Source organism: Streptomyces sp. QH1-20, from assembly GCF_041283565.1.
GTDB classification, from domain to species: Bacteria; Actinomycetota; Actinomycetes; order Streptomycetales; family Streptomycetaceae; genus Streptomyces; species Streptomyces syringius.
On record NZ_CP166299.1, the window covers coordinates 3,733,701 to 3,749,706 of the forward strand.

Below are 16,006 nucleotides of genomic sequence, written 5' to 3' on the forward strand. Positions count from 1 at the left end.
CGGCATACGGATCACAGCCCGTACTCCTTCCAGCGCTTGGTCACCCGATCGGCGACTTCCGGGTCCGACTCGACCATGTGCGGCCAGCCGCCGTCGCGGGTGTAGCCCTCCTCGGGCCACTTCGCGGTCGCGTCGATGCCCGCCTTGCCGCCCCAGAACTGCTGGTACGAGGCGTGGTCGAGGTGGTCGACCGGGCCCTCGACGACGGTGAGGTCACGGGCGTAGTCGGTGTTGCCGAGCGCCCGCCAGGACACCTCGTGCAGGTTGTGCACATCGCAGTCCGCGTCGACCACGATGATCAGCTTGGTCAGCGACATCATGTGCGCGCCCCAGATGGCGTGCATGACCTTCTGGGCGTGCTTGGGGTACTTCTTGTCGATCGAGACGATCGCGCAGTTGTGGAAGCCGCCCGACTCCGGCAGGTGGTAGTCCACGATGTCCGGAATGATGATCTTGAGCAGCGGCAGGAAGAACCGCTCCGTCGCCCGCCCCAGCGGACCGTCCTCGGTCGGCGGCCGGCCCACCACGATCGACTGGAGCAGCGGGCGCCGACGCATCGTCACACAGTCGATGGTCAGCGCCGGGAACGGCTCCTGCGGCGTGTAGAAGCCGGTGTGGTCGCCGAAGGGGCCCTCGGGCAGCATCTCGCCCGGCTCCAGCCAGCCCTCGATGACGACCTCGGCGTTGGCCGGGACCTGCAGCGGGACGGTCTTGCAGTCGACCATCTCGATCCGCTTGCCCTGGACGAAGCCCGCGAAGAGGTACTCGTCGATGTCGCCCGGCAGCGGTGCGGTCGAGGCGTACGTCACGGCCGGCGGGGCGCCGAAGGCGATCGCGACGGGCAGCTTCTCGCCGCGCTTGGCCGCCACCTGGTAGTGGTTGCGGCTGTCCTTGTGGATCTGCCAGTGCATGCCGATGGTGCGCTTGTCATGGCGCTGGAGGCGGTAGAGGCCGAGGTTGCGCACGCCCGTCTCGGGGTGCTTGGTGTGCGTGAGCCCCAGGTTGAAGAAGGAGCCGCCGTCCTCGGGCCAGGTGAACAGCGCCGGGAGCTGGTCCAGGTCCACGTCGTCGCCGGTCAGCACGACTTCCTGGACCGGGGCGTCCTTGACCTTGCGCGGCGGCACGTGCGCCATCGCGCCCAGCTTGCCGAACGCCTCCCGCATCCCGACGAAACCCTGCGGCAGCTCGGGCTTGAGCAGCCCGCCGATCTTGTCGCTGATCTCGTCGTAGGACTTCAGGCCGAGCGCCTTGAGGAGCCGGCGGTCGGTGCCGAAGACGTTCATCGCGAGCGGCATCGAGGCGCCCTTGACGTTCTCGAAGAGCAACGCGGGACCCCCCGCCTTGTTCACTCGGTCGACGATCTCCCCGATTTCCAGGTACGGGTCGACTTCGGCCTTGATGCGCTTGAGGTCACCGTCGCGCTCCAGCGCCCGGAGGAACGAGCGGAGATCGTCATAAGCCATGCGATCCAGTATCAAGCACGCACTACCCTGGAGCGGTCACGGGGGCCGCCGGGCGGCCCGCACACCGCTCTCCGGGGGTCCGCACCATGCTCAGGTATCTGCCGTTCCTGCTGATCCTGGCGTTGTGGATCTATGCCTTCATCGACTGTCTCAACACCCCGGAGAACGAGGTGCGCGGACTGCCGAAGATCGCCTGGGTGTTCATCATCCTGCTCTTCGGCGAGGTCCTCATCGGCCCCGTCGCCTGGCTCTTCGCCGGCCGCCCGCGCCGCACCGCCGCCGGCGGCGGACGTGCCTACGGCCGCGGGCGCGGCGGGCAGTGGGTGGCCCCGGACGACAACCCGGAGTTCCTCAAGTCGCTGAAGAAGGACGAGGACCCGGACCAGGACGGCAAGGGCCCGAAGGGCTGACCCCGAGCACAGACACGCGAAGGCCCGCCCCTCGGACGAGGGGCGGGCCTTCGCGTCTGTACGCGGCTGTCCGAGCGGGGCTCAGACGCCGGCGTAGGAGTGCTTGCCGGTGACGAAGATGTTCACGCCGTAGTAGTTGAAGATGTAGCACCCGAAGGCGGCCAGCGCGATGTACGCGGCCTTGCGGCCCTTCCATCCGGCGGTGGCGCGGGCGTGCAGATAGGTGGCGTAGGCGACCCAGGTGATGAAGGACCAGACCTCCTTGGGGTCCCAGCCCCAGTAGCGGCCCCACGCGGCCTCGGCCCAGATGGCACCCGCGATGATCGTGAAGGTCCACAGCGGGAAGACCGTCGCGTTGATGCGGTACGCGAACTTGTCGAGCGACGCCGCCGACGGCAGCCGCATCACGAACGTGTCGGTGTACTTGGCCAGGTGCGCCTTGAAGCGCGCCATCCGCCGGTTCGACGGCAGCTCGGCCAGCAGCCGCTCCAGCCCGCGGCCGGTCCAGCCGCTCTCCAGCCGCGACTCGTAGCCGTCACGGAAGAGGTACATCAGGGTGGAACAGGCACCCACCCACAGGGCCGCGCCGGAGATGATCGCGCAGGAGACGTGGATCCACAGCCAGTAGGAGTGGAGCGCCGGCACCAGCTGGTCGCTGTCGGTGTAGAGCACCGACAGGGCGAGGCCCAGGTCGAGCAGGATGGTGGTGACCAGGGGCAGACCGAGCCAGCGCACGTTCTTCTTGGCGACGAGCAGCCCGAGGTAGACCGCGACCACCGTCATGCCGAAGGTCGTGGAGAACTCGTACATGTTGCCCCAGGGGGCACGGTTCACCGACAGCGCGCGGGTGAGGACCGAACCGGCGTGCAGGACGAACGCGAGCACGGTCAGGGAGATGGCGATCCGTCCGTAGACGTCGCCCTTCTCGCTGGTGCCCGCCGCGCCCGGACCGTCGGGGACGTCGCGGGTGCCCGCGCCGGAGCGGGTGACGACCTTGGGACGCTCCAGCACGGCCGTGCCGCCGCCCTGCCGCTCCGCCGTGGCGGCGGAGGCCGCCGCGGCGGCCTGGGGGGCGGTGAGCGCCGCGGCCGTGCGGCCGACCGCGCTACGGCTGCCGAGCACCCATTCGGCGATGTGCGCGAGGAAGGCCAAGGTGTAGACGGCCATGGCCGAATAGATCAGCACATTGCTGATCTCGGCCATGTTCTCGTTGGCTGCGGCAGCGATCGAGGTCACGCGCGCGCTCCTTCGGAGGAATCGGCGGAATCTGCGGGGTCGGTGGGAAGGGGCGGCGCTTCGGGCTGCAGGGCGACGGCGAGGTCGGTGAGCTCCTCGGGGAGCTTCGCGGACTCGCTGCGGCCCAGGCCGGCCAGCTCGACGACGGTGTGCCCGTCGGCGTCCCGGACGGCCCGCACCCAGACCCGGCGTCGCTGGATGAACAGCGAGCCGGCCACGCCGATCAGTGCGGCGACCGCTCCGGCGAGGGCGGTGGTGTTGCCGGGCTTCTGGGAGATCTGGAAGGTGGCCCACGGCTTGATGCCGTCGAAGTGCAGCGTCCCCGCGCCGTCGGGCAGCGTCATGGTGTCGCCGACCTTGAGGACCTTCGCGAACGGGCTGCCGTCCTTGTCCTTGAACTGCTTCATCTTGGACACGTCGAGCTGGTAGACGCTCTGCGGCATGCCCGAGTCGATACCGAGGCTGCCGCGGTACGCGGTCAGGACGAGCCGCGGATTGTCCAGGGCGGGGAACTGGGACATCATCGTGCCGGTCCGCAGGTCCAGCGTCGGCACGAAGTTGCCCTTGAAACCGAGCTGGTCCTTCTTGCCGTCCTTGTCCCGGTAGTCGCCGACCTTGAGCACGGTGGACTCGGTGACATTGCCGTCCAGCGGCAGCGAGGGCACCGCGCCCTGGTGGGAGATGTTCCCCTGGCCGTCGCGGACGGTGACGACCGGCGCGTAGCCGTGCCCGATCAGATAGACCTTCGAGCCGGCCGCCTCCAGCGGCTCGTTCACCTTGATCGTCTTCTTGCGGGGGGCGCCGTCCACGCCCTCCCGGTAGGTGACGTGCGCCTCGTACGTACGGGGGGTGCCGCGCTGCGGCCCGGAGCGCTCGTAGGTGCCCTCGAAGTCGTCCAGCGTGAAGCTGAAGGGATCGAGGTCGTCGATCTTGAAGAGGGAGCCGGACTTGAAGTCGTCGTACTGGGTGATGGTGTTGGCGAAGCCGTCGCCCGCGACGATCAGCTTCTGGCCCTCGGACTTCCACAGCTGCCCGGAGGCGAAGGCCACCAGCATCACGATCAGCGCGATGTGGAAGAGGAGGTTGCCGGCCTCGCGGAGATAGCCCTTCTCGGAGCCCACCGCGTCACCGGACACCCGGGTGCGGAACCGCCGCCGCTTGAGCAGCTTCTCCGCCGCCGCCAGCACCTGCTCCGGCTCGGCCCCGGTGCGCCAGGTGGTGTACGCGGGCAGCTTCGCCAGCCGGCGCGGGGCGACCGGCGGCCGGCCGCGGAGCTGGCCGACGAACTGCCAGGTGCGCGGCACGATGCAGCCGATGAGGGAGGTGAACAGCAGGATGTAGATCGCCGAGAACCACACCGAGCTGTAGACGTCGAAGAGCCCGAGCTTGTCGTAGAGCGGCGCGAGGGTCTCGTGCGCCTTCTTCCAGTTCTCGGCCTTCACCGCGTCGACGCTCGTCTGCGGGATGAGCGAGCCGGGGATCGTGCCGAGCGAGAGCATGAACAGCAGGATCAGCGCGACCCGCATGGAGGTCAGCTGACGCCAGAACCAGCGCACCCAGCCGGTGGTCTCGCGCCACGTCCAGGCCAGCGCGCCGAGCGCACCGGGCGCGCGGACGCCGCCGAAGGAACCGGGGTGCGACTGCCCGCTCTCCTCGGCCGGGGCCGTGGACAGCTGTGAGCCGGCGTCACCGATGTCCTTGTCTTCCTGGACGGTGCTTGTCTGCGACTTGGCCATCTGATCAGACCTCGGGAACGTAGGAACTGGACCACGTCTGGAGCTCGGTGACCAAGCGGTCCCACATACCCGTGACGAGGAGGACACCGACCACGACCAGCATGAGGCCGCCGATCCGCATGACCCAGGCATAGTGCCGCTTGACCCAGCCGAACGCACCGAGAGCGCGCCGGAAGGCCACCGCGGCGAGTATGAACGGCAGGCCGAGGCCGACGCAGTAGGCCGCCGTCAGCACCGCCCCCCGTCCGGCGCTCGCCTGGTTCTGGGACAGGGCCATGACGGAGCCGAGCGTCGGGCCGATGCACGGCGTCCAGCCGACCCCGAAGAGGACGCCGAGCAGCGGCGCCCCGGCGAGCCCCATGGCGGGCCTGGTGTGGAAGCGGAACTCGCGCTGCCCGAAGAGGTTCAGGGCGCCCATGAAGGCGAGGCCCAGGACGATCGTGAAGGCTCCGAGCACCGTGGAGATCGTGCTCTTGTACTCCATCAGGGTCTCGCCGAAGAAGCCGAAGAAGGCTCCCATGGAGACGAAGACGGCACTGAAGCCAAGGACGAAGAGCGAGGCCCCGGCGACCATCCGGCCGCGCTTGGCCTCGGCCATGTCCGCGCCGGTGACCCCGGTGACGTAGGAGAGATAGCCCGGTACGAGCGGCAGCACGCACGGGGAGAAGAAGGAGACCAGCCCGCCGAGCACGGCGACGGGCAGGGCCAGCAGCAGCGCCCCGGTCAGGACGGTCTGGTTCAGGTCGCCGACGGCGGCGAGGGTGGTGACGGCGGTCACGGGGTCACTTCTCCGCGACCAGCGGCTCGAGCGTCTTGCGCAGCTCGTCCTCGGTCAGCGCCTTGAGCGCACGTGCCGCGATCTTGCCGTCGCGGTCGATGAAGAGGGTCGAGGGAAGCGCCTGCGGGTTGAGGCTGCCCTTGGGGAAGCGCAGCAGGAGCTTGCCCGAGGAGTCGTGCAGGCTCGGGTACGGAACCTCGTACTCCTTCTCGAAGCGGATGGCCGGGGCGGGGTTGGGGTCGCGGGAGTTGATGCCCACGAACTGCACACCCTTGTCCTGGTAGTCCTTGGAGACCTTCACGAGGTTCTTGGCCTCGGCCCGGCAGGGCGAGCACCACGAGCCCCAGACGTTAAGGACGATGATCTTGCCCTTGTAGTCCTTGGCGATGTCGAGCTGCTTGCCGTCGAGGGTCTTGCCGTCGAGGCCGGGCGCGCTCTGACGGTCGGCCCGGTCCTTGACCACGCTCACCCCGCCCGTGCCCTGCACGAACTGGGTACCGCCACCGCTCTTGGGCTTGTCGCCCGTGCCGCACGCGGTCAGGGACAGTGCCGCGAGGGCGGCGAACATGACCGGCAGGGTGGTACGCCGGCGTGGGACAGGGCGTCGAGGGGCGCGGCAGGCACTCATGTGAAAAGTTTCGCATGGTCCATTTGGGGATCTTCCGCGCCCCCCTCCGGGGCCCCTCGTACGGGTTCCCGGGCCCCTCGTACGGGCCTACGGGCCTATGGACGTACAGGCCTACGGGCCGTGACCGTGAGCCCGCCCCGTCACTAGAGCGACGCCGTCCACTTCTCCCCGACCCGCAGGGTGCGCAGGTCCGCGAGGATCTTCGGGTCCTGGACGTCCAGCCAGTCGACGAACTGCCGGAAGGAGACCAGGTGGACGTCCTTGTGCCGCTCGTCGGCGATGTGCTTGATCGCCTCCTCGACGGCGTCCATGTAGATGCCGCCGTTCCACTGCTCGAAGTGGTTGCCGACGAAGAACGGCGCCCGGTTCGTCTCGTAGGCGCGCTGGAATCCCTGGATGTAGGACTCCGTCGCCTGCTTGCGCCAGTACGGATAGTTGGACCGGCGGCCCCGGGTGGTGTTCTTCGACTGATTGGCGAGGATGTTGTAGTCCATGGAGAGGACCTCGAACGAATGACCGGGAAAGGGCATCTGCTGCAACGGCAGATCCCATACCCCCTGCCTTTTCTTCGGCCACATCTGCAGCCCGCCCGGTGAACTCGCGTCATAACGCCAGCCCAGCTTGCGGGCGACCGGCAGCATATTGTCCTGGCCGAGCAGACACGGGGTGCGGCCGCCGACGAGTTCCTTGCGGTAGTCGAACGGCAGCGGTTCCACATCGGTGAATCCGCTGTTCGTCCGCCATTCGGTGACGAATGAGATCGCCTGTTCGATCTCGGAGCGCCAGTCCGAAGGCGTCCAATTACCCACCGAGCCGGAGCCCTGGCAGAAGTGCCCGTTGAAGTGGGTGCCGACCTCGTGCCCCTCGAACCACGCCTCACGCAGGTTGTGCAGCGTCGACTTGATGTGGTCGTCGGTGAGATAGCCGATGTCCGATGCGCCGACCGGGTTGTTGGGGGGCTTGTAGAGGCGTTTTTTCGACTCGGGCAGGAGATAGATGCCGGAGAGGAAGAACGTCATCCGCGCACCGTGGTCGCGGGCGATCTTTCGGAAGCGGGGGAACAGCCCGTTGCCGACCTCACCGGCACCGTCCCAGGAGAAGATCACGAACTGCGGGGGCTTCTGGCCCCGCTCCAGCGGTTCGGGCTTGGGCGGCTGGTTCGGCTGCTGACCGGCGTCGGCGGTCGAACCGTCACCGATGGGTTTGGCCTTGGCCTGCTCGCTCGCTTTGGCCGCGGGGTCCTGCGCCTGGTCGGAGCCCGGGGGTGCTGAGCAACTGACCGCGCCCAGCGCGGCCGCTGCTCCCACCCCCATTCCGAGGAGACCTCGTCGGCTGATGTCGCGCATGTCGTCTCCGTCCGTACTCGCCGTGCTTCACCCACCTGTCGTCCATATAAAACGACATTGAGTGAGAGAGCGCGTCGAGTACGGCGGTTGCGCGAATTCGCCGGTCTTTACGACCCTTTACTTGGCTTTGCCGCGCTTTGAGATCGTCAAGCGCCGGTTGACCAGGCGGCGTCGGAGCTCAGGCGCCGAACGCCTTTGCCCCGCCCTTGACCGGTTTGGCACCCGCCAACAGGTGTGCCGGCACCAAATCCCGGGCGGGCTCGCTGTAACCCACCGAAACGATTTTGTCCCCCCTATAGGTGAACGTCGTCAGGCTCGCCAGCGTGCACTGCCGCTTCCGCGGGTCGTGCCACAGCCGCCGCCGCTCCACGAAACTCCGCAGGATCCAGATCGGCAGCTGATGGCTCACGCACACGGCCTCATGGCCGCGCGCCGCGTCCCGCGCGGCGTCCAGCGCGCCCATCATCCGCACGACCTGCTCGATGTACGGCTCGCCCCAGGACGGCTTGAAGGGGTTCGTCAGATGCCGCCAATTGGCGGGCTTGCGCAGCGCGCCGTCACCCACGCCGAACGTCTTCCCCTCGAAGACGTTCGCCGCCTCGATCAGCCGCTCGTCCGTCGCCAGGTCCAGACCGTGCGCCTTGGCGACGGGCATCGCCGTCTCCTGCGCCCGCTCCAGCGGCGAGGCGACGACGTGCGTCACATCCCGCTCGGCCAGGTGCTCGGCCACCCGGTCGGCCATCTGCCGACCGAGCTCCGACAGGTGATAGCCCGCCCGGCGCCCGTAGAGCACGCCGTCCGGGTTGTGGACCTCGCCGTGCCGCATCACGTGGACGACGGTGATGTCGTCGTCGCTCTTCGCCGGGCCACTCGTCATGTCGCTGGTCATGCCACCCATCATTCCGTCGCCTCGGCTGCCGCCCGCGCAGCGGCCGGCAGCGCCGCCGCGACCTTCTCGATCGCCGCACTGTCGAGAGCCGTCGAGACGAACCACGACTCGAACGCCGACGGCGGCAGATACACACCCTGCGACAGCAGCGAGTGGAAGAAGGCCGTGAAGCGGAAGGACTCCTGCGCCTTCGCCCCGTCGTAGTCCCTGACCTCGCGGTCCGTGAAGAACACCGAGAACATGTTCCCGGCGACCTGAAGGCGGTGCGCGACCCCCTCCTTCGTGAGCGCCGCACCCACCAGGCCACGGATCTCGGCCGAGACCGCGTCGACCTTCTCGTACGCCGCGTCGTCCAGCAGCCGCAGCTGCGCGAGACCCGCCGCCGTCGCCACCGGGTTACCCGAGAGCGTGCCCGCCTGGTAGACCGGGCCCGCCGGGGCCAGGTGCGCCATCACATCGGCGCGGCCGCCGAACGCCGCCGCCGGGAAGCCGCCGCCCATAACCTTGCCGAAGGTCAGCAGGTCAGGCTTGACGCCGTCGATGCCGTACCAGCCGGCCTTGCTCGTCCGGAAGCCCGTCATGACCTCGTCGGAGATGAACAGCGCGCCGTTCTTCTCACAGGCCGCCTTGAGCCCCGCGTTGAAGCCCGGCTGCGGCGGCACCACGCCCATGTTGCCCGGCGACGCCTCGGTGATCACACACGCGATCTCACCCGGGTGGGCGTGGAAGGCGGCGTGCACCGACTCCAGATCGTTGTACGGCAGCACGATGGTGTCCCCGGCCTGCGCGCCCGTCACCCCGGGCGTGTCCGGCAGCCCGAACGTCGCCAGCCCCGACCCGGCCGCGGCCAGCAGCGCGTCCACGTGCCCGTGGTAGCAGCCGGCGAACTTGATCACCTTGGCGCGGCCGGTGAAACCGCGCGCGAGCCGGATCGCCGACATCGTCGCCTCGGTGCCGGACGACACCAACCGCACCTGCTCGACGGGCTCGACGCGGGCGACGATCTCCTCCGCGAGCGCGACCTCGCCCTCACCGGGCGTGCCGAACGACGTGCCGCGGGCGACGGCGTCCTGAACGGCCGCGATCACCTCGGGGTGCGCGTGACCGAGGATCATCGGGCCCCACGAGCACACGAGGTCCACATACTCCCGGCCGTCCGCGTCCGTCAGGTACGGACCGGTACCGGACACCATGAACCTGGGCGTACCGCCCACGGCGCGGAACGCGCGGACGGGAGAATTCACGCCACCGGGCGTCACGACCGCCGCCCGGTCGAACAGAACCTGCGAGACTGGGGCTTCATATGGGTAGCTCACGCTAGCCATGGTCTCAGAGCCTCACGGGCAGTCGCGTCCGGGCGTTTCGTCCGCCGCCCACGGGGGAGGTCTCTGAGACGATGATCGGGTTGCGCGGCGGGGGCTGTGCCACCTAAAAAGCAGTCGGGTGGAAGATATGCATCGCGGTGGCGGACTGGGTGAGGGCACTGATGACCTGGGCCCCGAGCGAGCGCAGAGGGCCCACAGGGGGCGCCACCGGCGCGAGGAAGAAGGCGCTGGGAGCAGGAGTGGCCGCGTGGGGGTGACCTACAAATACTTCGGGGCACCGAACGGGGCGACCGCTGCCCGGGTGCCGATCTCGATGCGCCCGGAGGAGCTCGGCGGTGACGAGCTCGGCATGGGTGGCATGTTCACCAAGATCAAGCCGGAGACGGTGGCCGCGATGGTCCTCACGGGCATCGAAGGCATACCCCTGCACAAGGTCCCCCCGCTTGAGCTGGTCGTTCTCCACCCCGACTACGCGGTCGTCAAGCTCCCCATGACCGTGGTCGACCCGTTGCGCGGAATCGGCGAGGAATCGGTGGGCGCCGCCGCGTTCATCTGGTCCACGGTTCCCGACCGCGGCGGCCCGCGCGACGCCTTCACGGTCTACCAGCTGCTCCACGAATGGCAGGACTTCTCCCACCGGCTGCACGAGGCCGGCCACCAGCCGTACTGCCTGGTCTGGCCCTGAGTTCCGCCCGGCGCGGCCGCGGTCAGCGCTGCGCGAGCACCGCCGTGTCCAAGGTGCCCTGGACCACCTGCTGGGCGAGATCGGCCAGCCGCAGCCGGCGGGGACGGGCATAGCTCCGCAGGCTCTCGAACGCCTCGTCCAGCCCGACCTGCCAGCGCTCGGCCAGCACGCCCTTGGCCTGTTCGATGACCACCCGGCTGTGCAGCGCGGCCTGCAACTGCGCCTTGTCGACATTGCCCTGCTCGATCGTGCGCTGCTGGAGGATGGCGATCGTGGCCACGTCCGCCAGGGCCTGGGCCAGCTGGGTGTCGGGCTCGCTGATCCGCGCGGTGCGGGAGTGGAAGAGGTTCAGCGCACCGATGACCTGGTGGCGCAGCCGCATGGGGATGGCGTGCGTGGTGCGGAACCCGGCCTCGCGAGCATGCGCGGCGAAGGGCCCGAAAGCCGCTGTGACCTGCGGGGATTCCAGGTCGATATTCAATTGCGCCTGTCCGCTGTGGTAGCACTCCACGCAGGGTCCCTGCTCGTGCTGGAGAGCGAAGAGCTCCAGCAGCCGGGTGTGTTCGTCCGAGGCGGCGATGACCTGCAGCTCACCGTGAGGGTCGACGATCATGACGCCCACCGCATCGACGTCGAGCAGTTCGACACAGCGACTGGCGAGCCGGTGCAGGAAGTCGATCAGATCGAAGTCGTCGATCAGTGAATCCACGGCCTCGACCAGGATCTCCAGCGTGCGTTGCTGGCTAGCCATGGCCATCATCCCCTTCTCTCAAAAGACGGGTCCGGCCCGTCACCAATGTCTCGAAAGCGCAGACGACGGGCAACCACGTCCTCCGCGGCCCGCAGCAGCGGAATTTCATGGCGGTAGGCGTGGGCGCGCAGCAGCACCAGGGCCTGGGCGACGGACACCCCCGCCTGGATGCTGATCATGCCGCTGGCCTGGTGGACCGCGGCCCGGTGCAGATGGGCGGTGGACTCGGCCGAGGCGAACAGCGCCATCCGCTCCCCACCGTCCAGCACCACCGCGGTCAGCGCCGCGGCCAGGATCAGGGCGTCGTCCATCGCGGCCGCCGACAGCGGGCCCACGGTGGACCGCTGCGCGGTCAGCACGCCCAGGCACACGCCACCGATGCGCAGCGGGAAACAGAAGAGGGCGTCCACCCCGAGCCCGTTCAGCGTCGGCAGCAGCACCGGCCAGCGGTCCGGGCGGACCCGGGCCAGGTCCGGTTCGACGACCACCGAGCAGGAGCCCATGGCGTCCACCCCCGGGCCTTCACCGAGGGTGTACTGCTCGTCCTCGAGGCGCTCGCTGGCGCCCGGGGAGGACCACACCAGCTCGCTGAGCGCGCCGCCGGTGGCGAGGGACACCGCCACCCCGTCGACGCCGAGGATGCGGGCGCACTCCAGGGGGTCCCCGCTGATCAGGCCGGGGCCCGATCCGGAGGAGAGGTCGCGCAGCATGCGGGCCATGCCCGTGCTGGTCGCCACCGATGACACCCGCTTTCCCGGGCCGACCCGCCACGTGTCGCCCGGAGTGGGTGACCCGCCGTCTTCACCCTACGCCTTCGCGCTCCCGTGGCGGGTGCCGTCGAGGGCGTCGAGATCAGCCACATCCGTCAGCGAGGCGACGGGCCGGAAGACGTCCAGCAGGCCGGCCATGCGCATGACTTTCAGGGCCCACGGCCGGGTGCAGAGCACCTCGAAGCCGCCGCCTGTCGCGAGCAGTCCGGCCCGGGCCCGGTAGAGCACGCCGAGGATGGCGCAGTCGAAGAAGGTGACCGCGCGCAGATCGACCACGACGACGGGCTTGCCCAGCGCCATCAGGCGCATGAGCAGTTCCTCTATCTCCGGCACGGCCGCGATGTCGACCTCACCGGCCAGCTCGAGCACGCCCCACCGGCCCACCACTCGGATGCGGGCTTCACCCTGCCACTGCGTCACGTCTGCTCCCCGGCTCGGACCGCATGGGACGGGGCGGGGTCTCCGGCCCGCGCGCACCGTCGCCATCAGGGTCCGGGGTGGCTACTGCGAAGGTATGTCCCACAGACTTCACTCAAGGCTCAGGGCGGATTCAAGCCCCCGAAGGTATGAAAATCGCCAGATTCAACCCCGCAGACCCGGCAATCGGTGCTTAACTCGGGGGCCTCTGTCCCTGTCCGGCCGTCCATGGCCGAGACCTCACCCTCCGGAGCCGAGCGTTCCCCCGCCGTCTTCCACGGGGCCCGCCGACGCCCTAGGGTGACGCCCGTGGCCCAGGCCCCCGGCCGCCGTCTCCCGCCGACGCGCCGGATGCCTCCCGCCCTGCCGGTGCCCGCGCGGTCGAGAACGGACCGGCCGGTGCCCCCACCAGGGGAGGGTGGAGCACCGGCCGGCACCCGGACGGCATATGGGCCCCGACCCGGCCCGTAGCCTGGCGCCCATGCTCGTCGTCCGCTCCATCGCCCTCTTCCTCCTCGCCGCCCTCCTGGAGATCGGCGGCGCCTGGCTGGTCTGGCAGGGCGTACGCGGCAGCGGCGATGCGGGACAGGGGCGCGGCTGGGCGTGGATCGGCGCGGGGATCCTCGCCCTCGGCGCGTACGGCTTCGTCGCCACCCTCCAGCCCGACGCGGACTTCGGCCGGATCCTCGCCGCGTACGGCGGTGTCTTCGTCGCCGGCTCGCTCGCCTGGGGCATGGCCCTGGACGGCTACCGCCCCGACCGCTACGACGTGGTGGGCGCGCTCGTCTGTCTGGCCGGGGTCGCGGTGATCATGTACGCGCCGCGCGGCCGCTGAGGCCGGGGCCACGACCTTCCGGGCGGGGGCCCGCCGAGCCCCGACACATATCCTGCGGCTGCGAATGGATCACGCCTGCCCACCGCGCCCCAGGAGGCCCAGCATGAGCACCCGTACCGCAGTCGTCACCGGAGCGAGCAGCGGCATCGGTGCCGCGACCGCCCGGCACCTGGCCGCCGCCGGCTACCGCGTCCTCCTCACCGCCCGCCGCACGGACCGCATCGAGGCCCTCGCCGCCGAACTGACCGAGGCGGGCCACGACGCGGTGGCCCACGCGCTCGACGTCACCGACCGCGCGGCCGTCGACGCCTTCGCCGCGACCGTGGGCGACTCCGTCGAGGTGCTGGTCAACAACGCCGGCGGCGCCCTCGGCAGTGAAACCGTCGCCACCGCCGACCCGGCCGACTGGCGCACGATGTACGAGGTCAACGTCCTCGGCACGCTGAATGTGACCCAGGCCCTGCTGCCCGCGCTGACCGGGAGCGGTGACGGCACCGTCGTCGTCCTGTCCTCCACCGCCGGTCTCGCCACCTACGAGGGCGGCGGCGGGTACGTCGCGGCCAAGCACGGCGCGCACGTCATCGCCGAGACCCTGCGCCTGGAGCTGTGCGGGTCGCCGGTGCGCGTCATCGAGGTCGCCCCCGGCATGGTGAAGACCGACGAGTTCGCGGTCACCCGCTTCCGCGGCGACGAGGAGAAGGCCGCCGCCGTCTACGCGGGCGTCGCCGAGCCGCTGACCGCCGACGACGTCGCCGAGACCATCGCCTGGGCCGTCACCCGTCCGTCCCACGTGAACATCGATCTGCTGGTGGTCCGCCCGCGCGCCCAGGCCTCCAACTACAAGGTCCACCGCGAGCTCTAGGCCGTGGGCGGCGGCCGGTTCAAGCCCGTCCGGCGATTGAGGACGCGCCCGCAGGGCGCTCGCCGCCGCAGGCGGCAAAGACGGCCCGCAGCCGATGACCCAAGATCAACTACCGGATAACGTTCTGCGTACCGGGCAGCCGTCAGGCACCCGCCCACCGAGCATGAAAGGCCTCATCTTGCGCGTCATCGGCTTCGACCACCTGGTGCTCAACGTCTCGGACATCGAGCGGTCCCTGGCCTTCTACCTCGGCCCGCTCGGGCTGGAGCCGGTCCGCGTGGAGGAATGGCGCGCGGGGAAGGTCTCGTTCCCCTCGGTCCGCGTCGCCGAGGGCACCATCATCGACCTCTTCGAACGCCCCCGGGGCGAGTCCAACGTCGACCACATCTGCCTCGTCGTCGAGCCCCTGGACTGGCAGGAGGTCGTCGACTCCGGCGTCTTCACGGTCGTCGACGGCCCGGGTTCCCGCTTCGGCGCCCGTGGCGACGGCGAGTCCCTCTACGTCCTCGACCCGGACGGCAACACCGTCGAACTCCGCTGGTACCCGCAGGACGCCTGACGCGGAGGAGGGGGTGCCGGGCCCGGTCCGGGCCCGGCACCCCCTCCCGGCGTCTCAGCCCTTGACGCAGATGATCTGCTTGAGCTTGGCGACGACCGCGACCAGGTCCCGCTGCTGGTCGATGACCTGCTCGATCGGCTTGTAGGCGGCCGGGATCTCGTCCACGACGCCGGAGTCCTTGCGGCACTCCACGCCCCGTGTCTGCTCCTCCAGGTCCCGCGTCGAGAAGCGCTTCTTCGCGGCGTTGCGGCTCATCCGGCGGCCGGCGCCGTGCGAGGCGGAGTTGAAGGAGTCGGCGTTGCCGAGGCCCTTCACGATGTACGAGCCGGTGCCCATCGAGCCCGGGATGATGCCGAACTCGCCGCTGCCCGCGCGGATCGCGCCCTTGCGGGTGACGAGCAGGTCCATGCCCTCGTAGCGCTCCTCGGCCACGTAGTTGTGGTGGCAGGAGATGACGGGCTCGAAGGTCACCTTGGCCTTCTTGAACTCCCTGCGGACGACGTCCTGGAAGAGGCCCATCATGATCTCGCGGTTGTGCTTCGCGTACTCCTGCGCCCAGAACAGGTCGTGCCGGTAGGCCGCCATCTGCGGGGTGTCCGCGACGAAGACGGCGAGGTCCCGGTCGATCAGGCCCTGGTTGTGCGGCAGCTTCTGGGCCTGTCCGATGTGGTACTCGGCGAGCTCCTTGCCGATGTTCCGGGAGCCGGAGTGCAGCATCAGCCAGACCGAGCCCGACTCGTCGAGGCAGAACTCAATGAAGTGGTTGCCGCTTCCGAGCGTTCCCATCTGCTTGGTGGCGCGGTCCTGACGGAACTTGACCGCGTCCGCGACGCCGTCGAAACGGCCCCAGAAGTCGTCCCAGCCCGCCGTCGCGAAGCCGTGCAGCCGCCCCGGGTCCACCGGGGAGTCGTGCATGCCCCGGCCCACCGGAATCGCCTGCTCGATCTTCGACCGCAGCCGCGACAGGTCCCCCGGCAGGTCGTTCGCCGTCAGCGACGTCTTGACCGCCGACATTCCGCAGCCGATGTCCACGCCGACCGCCGCCGGGCACACCGCGCCCTGCATCGCGATCACCGAGCCGACCGTCGCCCCCTTGCCGAAGTGCACATCCGGCATCACCGCGAGGCCCTTGATCCACGGCAGGGTGGAGACGTTGCGCAGCTGCTGCATGGCGACGTCCTCGACCGCGGCCGGGTCGGCCCACATGCGGATCGGTACCCGGGCGCCGGGCACCTCGGTGTACGTCATGATTCTCCTCATTCCCCCGTAAAACACAGTAAACGCAAAAGCCGGACGTATCACCTGATTCTTGACAG

At 69.5% G+C, this 16,006-nt stretch carries 17 protein-coding genes; 5 read left to right on the plus strand and 12 right to left on the minus strand.

Features of this window, described 5'->3' with window-relative positions:
- Window positions 1–11: 11 nt before the first annotated feature.
- Window positions 12–1,463, minus strand: a complete 1,452-nt coding sequence (locus tag AB8O64_RS16720; protein ID WP_356448886.1) for a menaquinone biosynthesis decarboxylase — start codon at window positions 1,461–1,463, stop codon at window positions 12–14.
- 86 nt (window positions 1,464–1,549) lie between these two features.
- Here AB8O64_RS16720 and AB8O64_RS16725 point away from each other — a divergent pair, with 86 nt between their 5' ends.
- On the plus strand, window positions 1,550–1,873 hold the full coding sequence (locus AB8O64_RS16725; protein WP_356448884.1) for a PLD nuclease N-terminal domain-containing protein: 324 nt from the start codon (window positions 1,550–1,552) through the stop codon (window positions 1,871–1,873).
- Between the two features lie 81 nt (window positions 1,874–1,954).
- On the opposite strand, the gene ccsB is transcribed toward AB8O64_RS16725, so the two are convergent.
- The 7 genes from ccsB to hemL form a co-directional block, all read right to left on the minus strand.
- The gene (ccsB, locus tag AB8O64_RS16730; protein WP_370423881.1) at window positions 1,955–3,076 is read right to left on the minus strand and encodes a c-type cytochrome biogenesis protein CcsB; all 1,122 of its coding nucleotides are present in this window, start codon (window positions 3,074–3,076) and stop codon (window positions 1,955–1,957) included.
- 29 nt (window positions 3,077–3,105) lie between these two features.
- Entirely contained in the window at window positions 3,106–4,845 is a 1,740-nt protein-coding gene (locus tag AB8O64_RS16735; RefSeq protein ID WP_370419845.1) for a cytochrome c biogenesis protein ResB, read from the minus strand.
- Window positions 4,846–4,849: 4 nt separating this feature from the next.
- Entirely contained in the window at window positions 4,850–5,623 is a 774-nt protein-coding gene (locus AB8O64_RS16740) for a cytochrome c biogenesis CcdA family protein (protein WP_370419846.1), read from the minus strand.
- A gap of 4 nt (window positions 5,624–5,627) precedes the next feature.
- The gene (locus AB8O64_RS16745) at window positions 5,628–6,251 is read right to left on the minus strand and encodes a TlpA family protein disulfide reductase (RefSeq protein WP_370419847.1); all 624 of its coding nucleotides are present in this window, start codon (window positions 6,249–6,251) and stop codon (window positions 5,628–5,630) included.
- Window positions 6,252–6,394: 143 nt separating this feature from the next.
- Window positions 6,395–7,597 carry a hypothetical protein gene (locus AB8O64_RS16750; protein WP_370419848.1) on the minus strand — a complete coding sequence of 401 codons (1,203 nt, stop codon included), beginning with the start codon at window positions 7,595–7,597 and terminating at the stop codon, window positions 6,395–6,397.
- 178 nt (window positions 7,598–7,775) lie between these two features.
- A complete protein-coding gene (locus AB8O64_RS16755) occupies window positions 7,776–8,486 on the minus strand; it encodes a histidine phosphatase family protein (RefSeq protein ID WP_356448874.1) in 711 nt (236 codons plus the stop codon).
- 8 nt (window positions 8,487–8,494) lie between these two features.
- A complete protein-coding gene (hemL, locus tag AB8O64_RS16760) occupies window positions 8,495–9,811 on the minus strand; it encodes a glutamate-1-semialdehyde 2,1-aminomutase (RefSeq protein WP_370419849.1) in 1,317 nt (438 codons plus the stop codon).
- A gap of 127 nt (window positions 9,812–9,938) precedes the next feature.
- Between hemL and AB8O64_RS16765 the strand changes: the two genes are divergently transcribed.
- Window positions 9,939–10,496, plus strand: a complete 558-nt coding sequence (locus tag AB8O64_RS16765; RefSeq protein ID WP_370423882.1) for a hypothetical protein — start codon at window positions 9,939–9,941, stop codon at window positions 10,494–10,496.
- A gap of 22 nt (window positions 10,497–10,518) precedes the next feature.
- Here AB8O64_RS16765 and AB8O64_RS16770 read toward each other — a convergent pair whose 3' ends face one another.
- The 3 genes from AB8O64_RS16770 to AB8O64_RS16780 form a co-directional block, all read right to left on the minus strand.
- On the minus strand, window positions 10,519–11,247 hold the full coding sequence (locus AB8O64_RS16770; protein ID WP_370419850.1) for an ANTAR domain-containing protein: 729 nt from the start codon (window positions 11,245–11,247) through the stop codon (window positions 10,519–10,521).
- A gap of 5 nt (window positions 11,248–11,252) precedes the next feature.
- Window positions 11,253–11,984 carry an ANTAR domain-containing protein gene (locus tag AB8O64_RS16775; protein WP_370419851.1) on the minus strand — a complete coding sequence of 244 codons (732 nt, stop codon included), beginning with the start codon at window positions 11,982–11,984 and terminating at the stop codon, window positions 11,253–11,255.
- A 69-nt stretch (window positions 11,985–12,053) separates the two neighbouring features.
- Window positions 12,054–12,437 (minus strand): anti-sigma factor antagonist, encoded by a 384-nt coding sequence (locus tag AB8O64_RS16780; protein WP_370419852.1) that lies wholly within the window; start codon window positions 12,435–12,437, stop codon window positions 12,054–12,056.
- Window positions 12,438–12,915: 478 nt separating this feature from the next.
- Between AB8O64_RS16780 and AB8O64_RS16785 the strand changes: the two genes are divergently transcribed.
- From AB8O64_RS16785 to AB8O64_RS16795, 3 genes are all read left to right on the plus strand, one after another.
- Window positions 12,916–13,269 carry a YnfA family protein gene (locus AB8O64_RS16785; protein ID WP_370419853.1) on the plus strand — a complete coding sequence of 118 codons (354 nt, stop codon included), beginning with the start codon at window positions 12,916–12,918 and terminating at the stop codon, window positions 13,267–13,269.
- Between the two features lie 103 nt (window positions 13,270–13,372).
- A complete protein-coding gene (locus AB8O64_RS16790; RefSeq protein WP_370419854.1) occupies window positions 13,373–14,131 on the plus strand; it encodes an SDR family NAD(P)-dependent oxidoreductase in 759 nt (252 codons plus the stop codon).
- Between the two features lie 163 nt (window positions 14,132–14,294).
- Window positions 14,295–14,690: a VOC family protein gene (locus tag AB8O64_RS16795; RefSeq protein ID WP_365187146.1), complete on the plus strand. Its 396-nt coding sequence runs from the start codon at window positions 14,295–14,297 to the stop codon at window positions 14,688–14,690.
- Between the two features lie 54 nt (window positions 14,691–14,744).
- On the opposite strand, the gene AB8O64_RS16800 is transcribed toward AB8O64_RS16795, so the two are convergent.
- Window positions 14,745–15,938: an RtcB family protein gene (locus tag AB8O64_RS16800; protein WP_370419855.1), complete on the minus strand. Its 1,194-nt coding sequence runs from the start codon at window positions 15,936–15,938 to the stop codon at window positions 14,745–14,747.
- Window positions 15,939–16,006: the final 68 nt, after the last annotated feature.

Coding starts and splice junctions, on each gene's coding strand:
- AB8O64_RS16735 (WP_370419845.1), bottom strand. CDS start 4,845: ATGGCCAAGTCGCAGACAAGCACCGTCCAGGAAGACAAGGACATCGGT.
- AB8O64_RS16790 (WP_370419854.1), top strand. CDS start 13,373: ATGAGCACCCGTACCGCAGTCGTCACCGGAGCGAGCAGCGGCATCGGT.
- AB8O64_RS16765 (WP_370423882.1), top strand. CDS start 9,939: ATGCATCGCGGTGGCGGACTGGGTGAGGGCACTGATGACCTGGGCCCC.
- AB8O64_RS16785 (WP_370419853.1), top strand. CDS start 12,916: ATGCTCGTCGTCCGCTCCATCGCCCTCTTCCTCCTCGCCGCCCTCCTG.
- AB8O64_RS16795 (WP_365187146.1), top strand. CDS start 14,295: ATGAAAGGCCTCATCTTGCGCGTCATCGGCTTCGACCACCTGGTGCTC.
- ccsB (WP_370423881.1), bottom strand. CDS start 3,076: ATGGCCGAGATCAGCAATGTGCTGATCTATTCGGCCATGGCCGTCTAC.
- AB8O64_RS16745 (WP_370419847.1), bottom strand. CDS start 6,251: ATGAGTGCCTGCCGCGCCCCTCGACGCCCTGTCCCACGCCGGCGTACC.
- AB8O64_RS16800 (WP_370419855.1), bottom strand. CDS start 15,938: ATGACGTACACCGAGGTGCCCGGCGCCCGGGTACCGATCCGCATGTGG.
- AB8O64_RS16720 (WP_356448886.1), bottom strand. CDS start 1,463: ATGGCTTATGACGATCTCCGCTCGTTCCTCCGGGCGCTGGAGCGCGAC.
- hemL (WP_370419849.1), bottom strand. CDS start 9,811: ATGGCTAGCGTGAGCTACCCATATGAAGCCCCAGTCTCGCAGGTTCTG.
- AB8O64_RS16750 (WP_370419848.1), bottom strand. CDS start 7,597: ATGCGCGACATCAGCCGACGAGGTCTCCTCGGAATGGGGGTGGGAGCA.
- AB8O64_RS16770 (WP_370419850.1), bottom strand. CDS start 11,247: ATGGCTAGCCAGCAACGCACGCTGGAGATCCTGGTCGAGGCCGTGGAT.
- AB8O64_RS16725 (WP_356448884.1), top strand. CDS start 1,550: ATGCTCAGGTATCTGCCGTTCCTGCTGATCCTGGCGTTGTGGATCTAT.
- AB8O64_RS16755 (WP_356448874.1), bottom strand. CDS start 8,486: ATGACCAGCGACATGACGAGTGGCCCGGCGAAGAGCGACGACGACATC.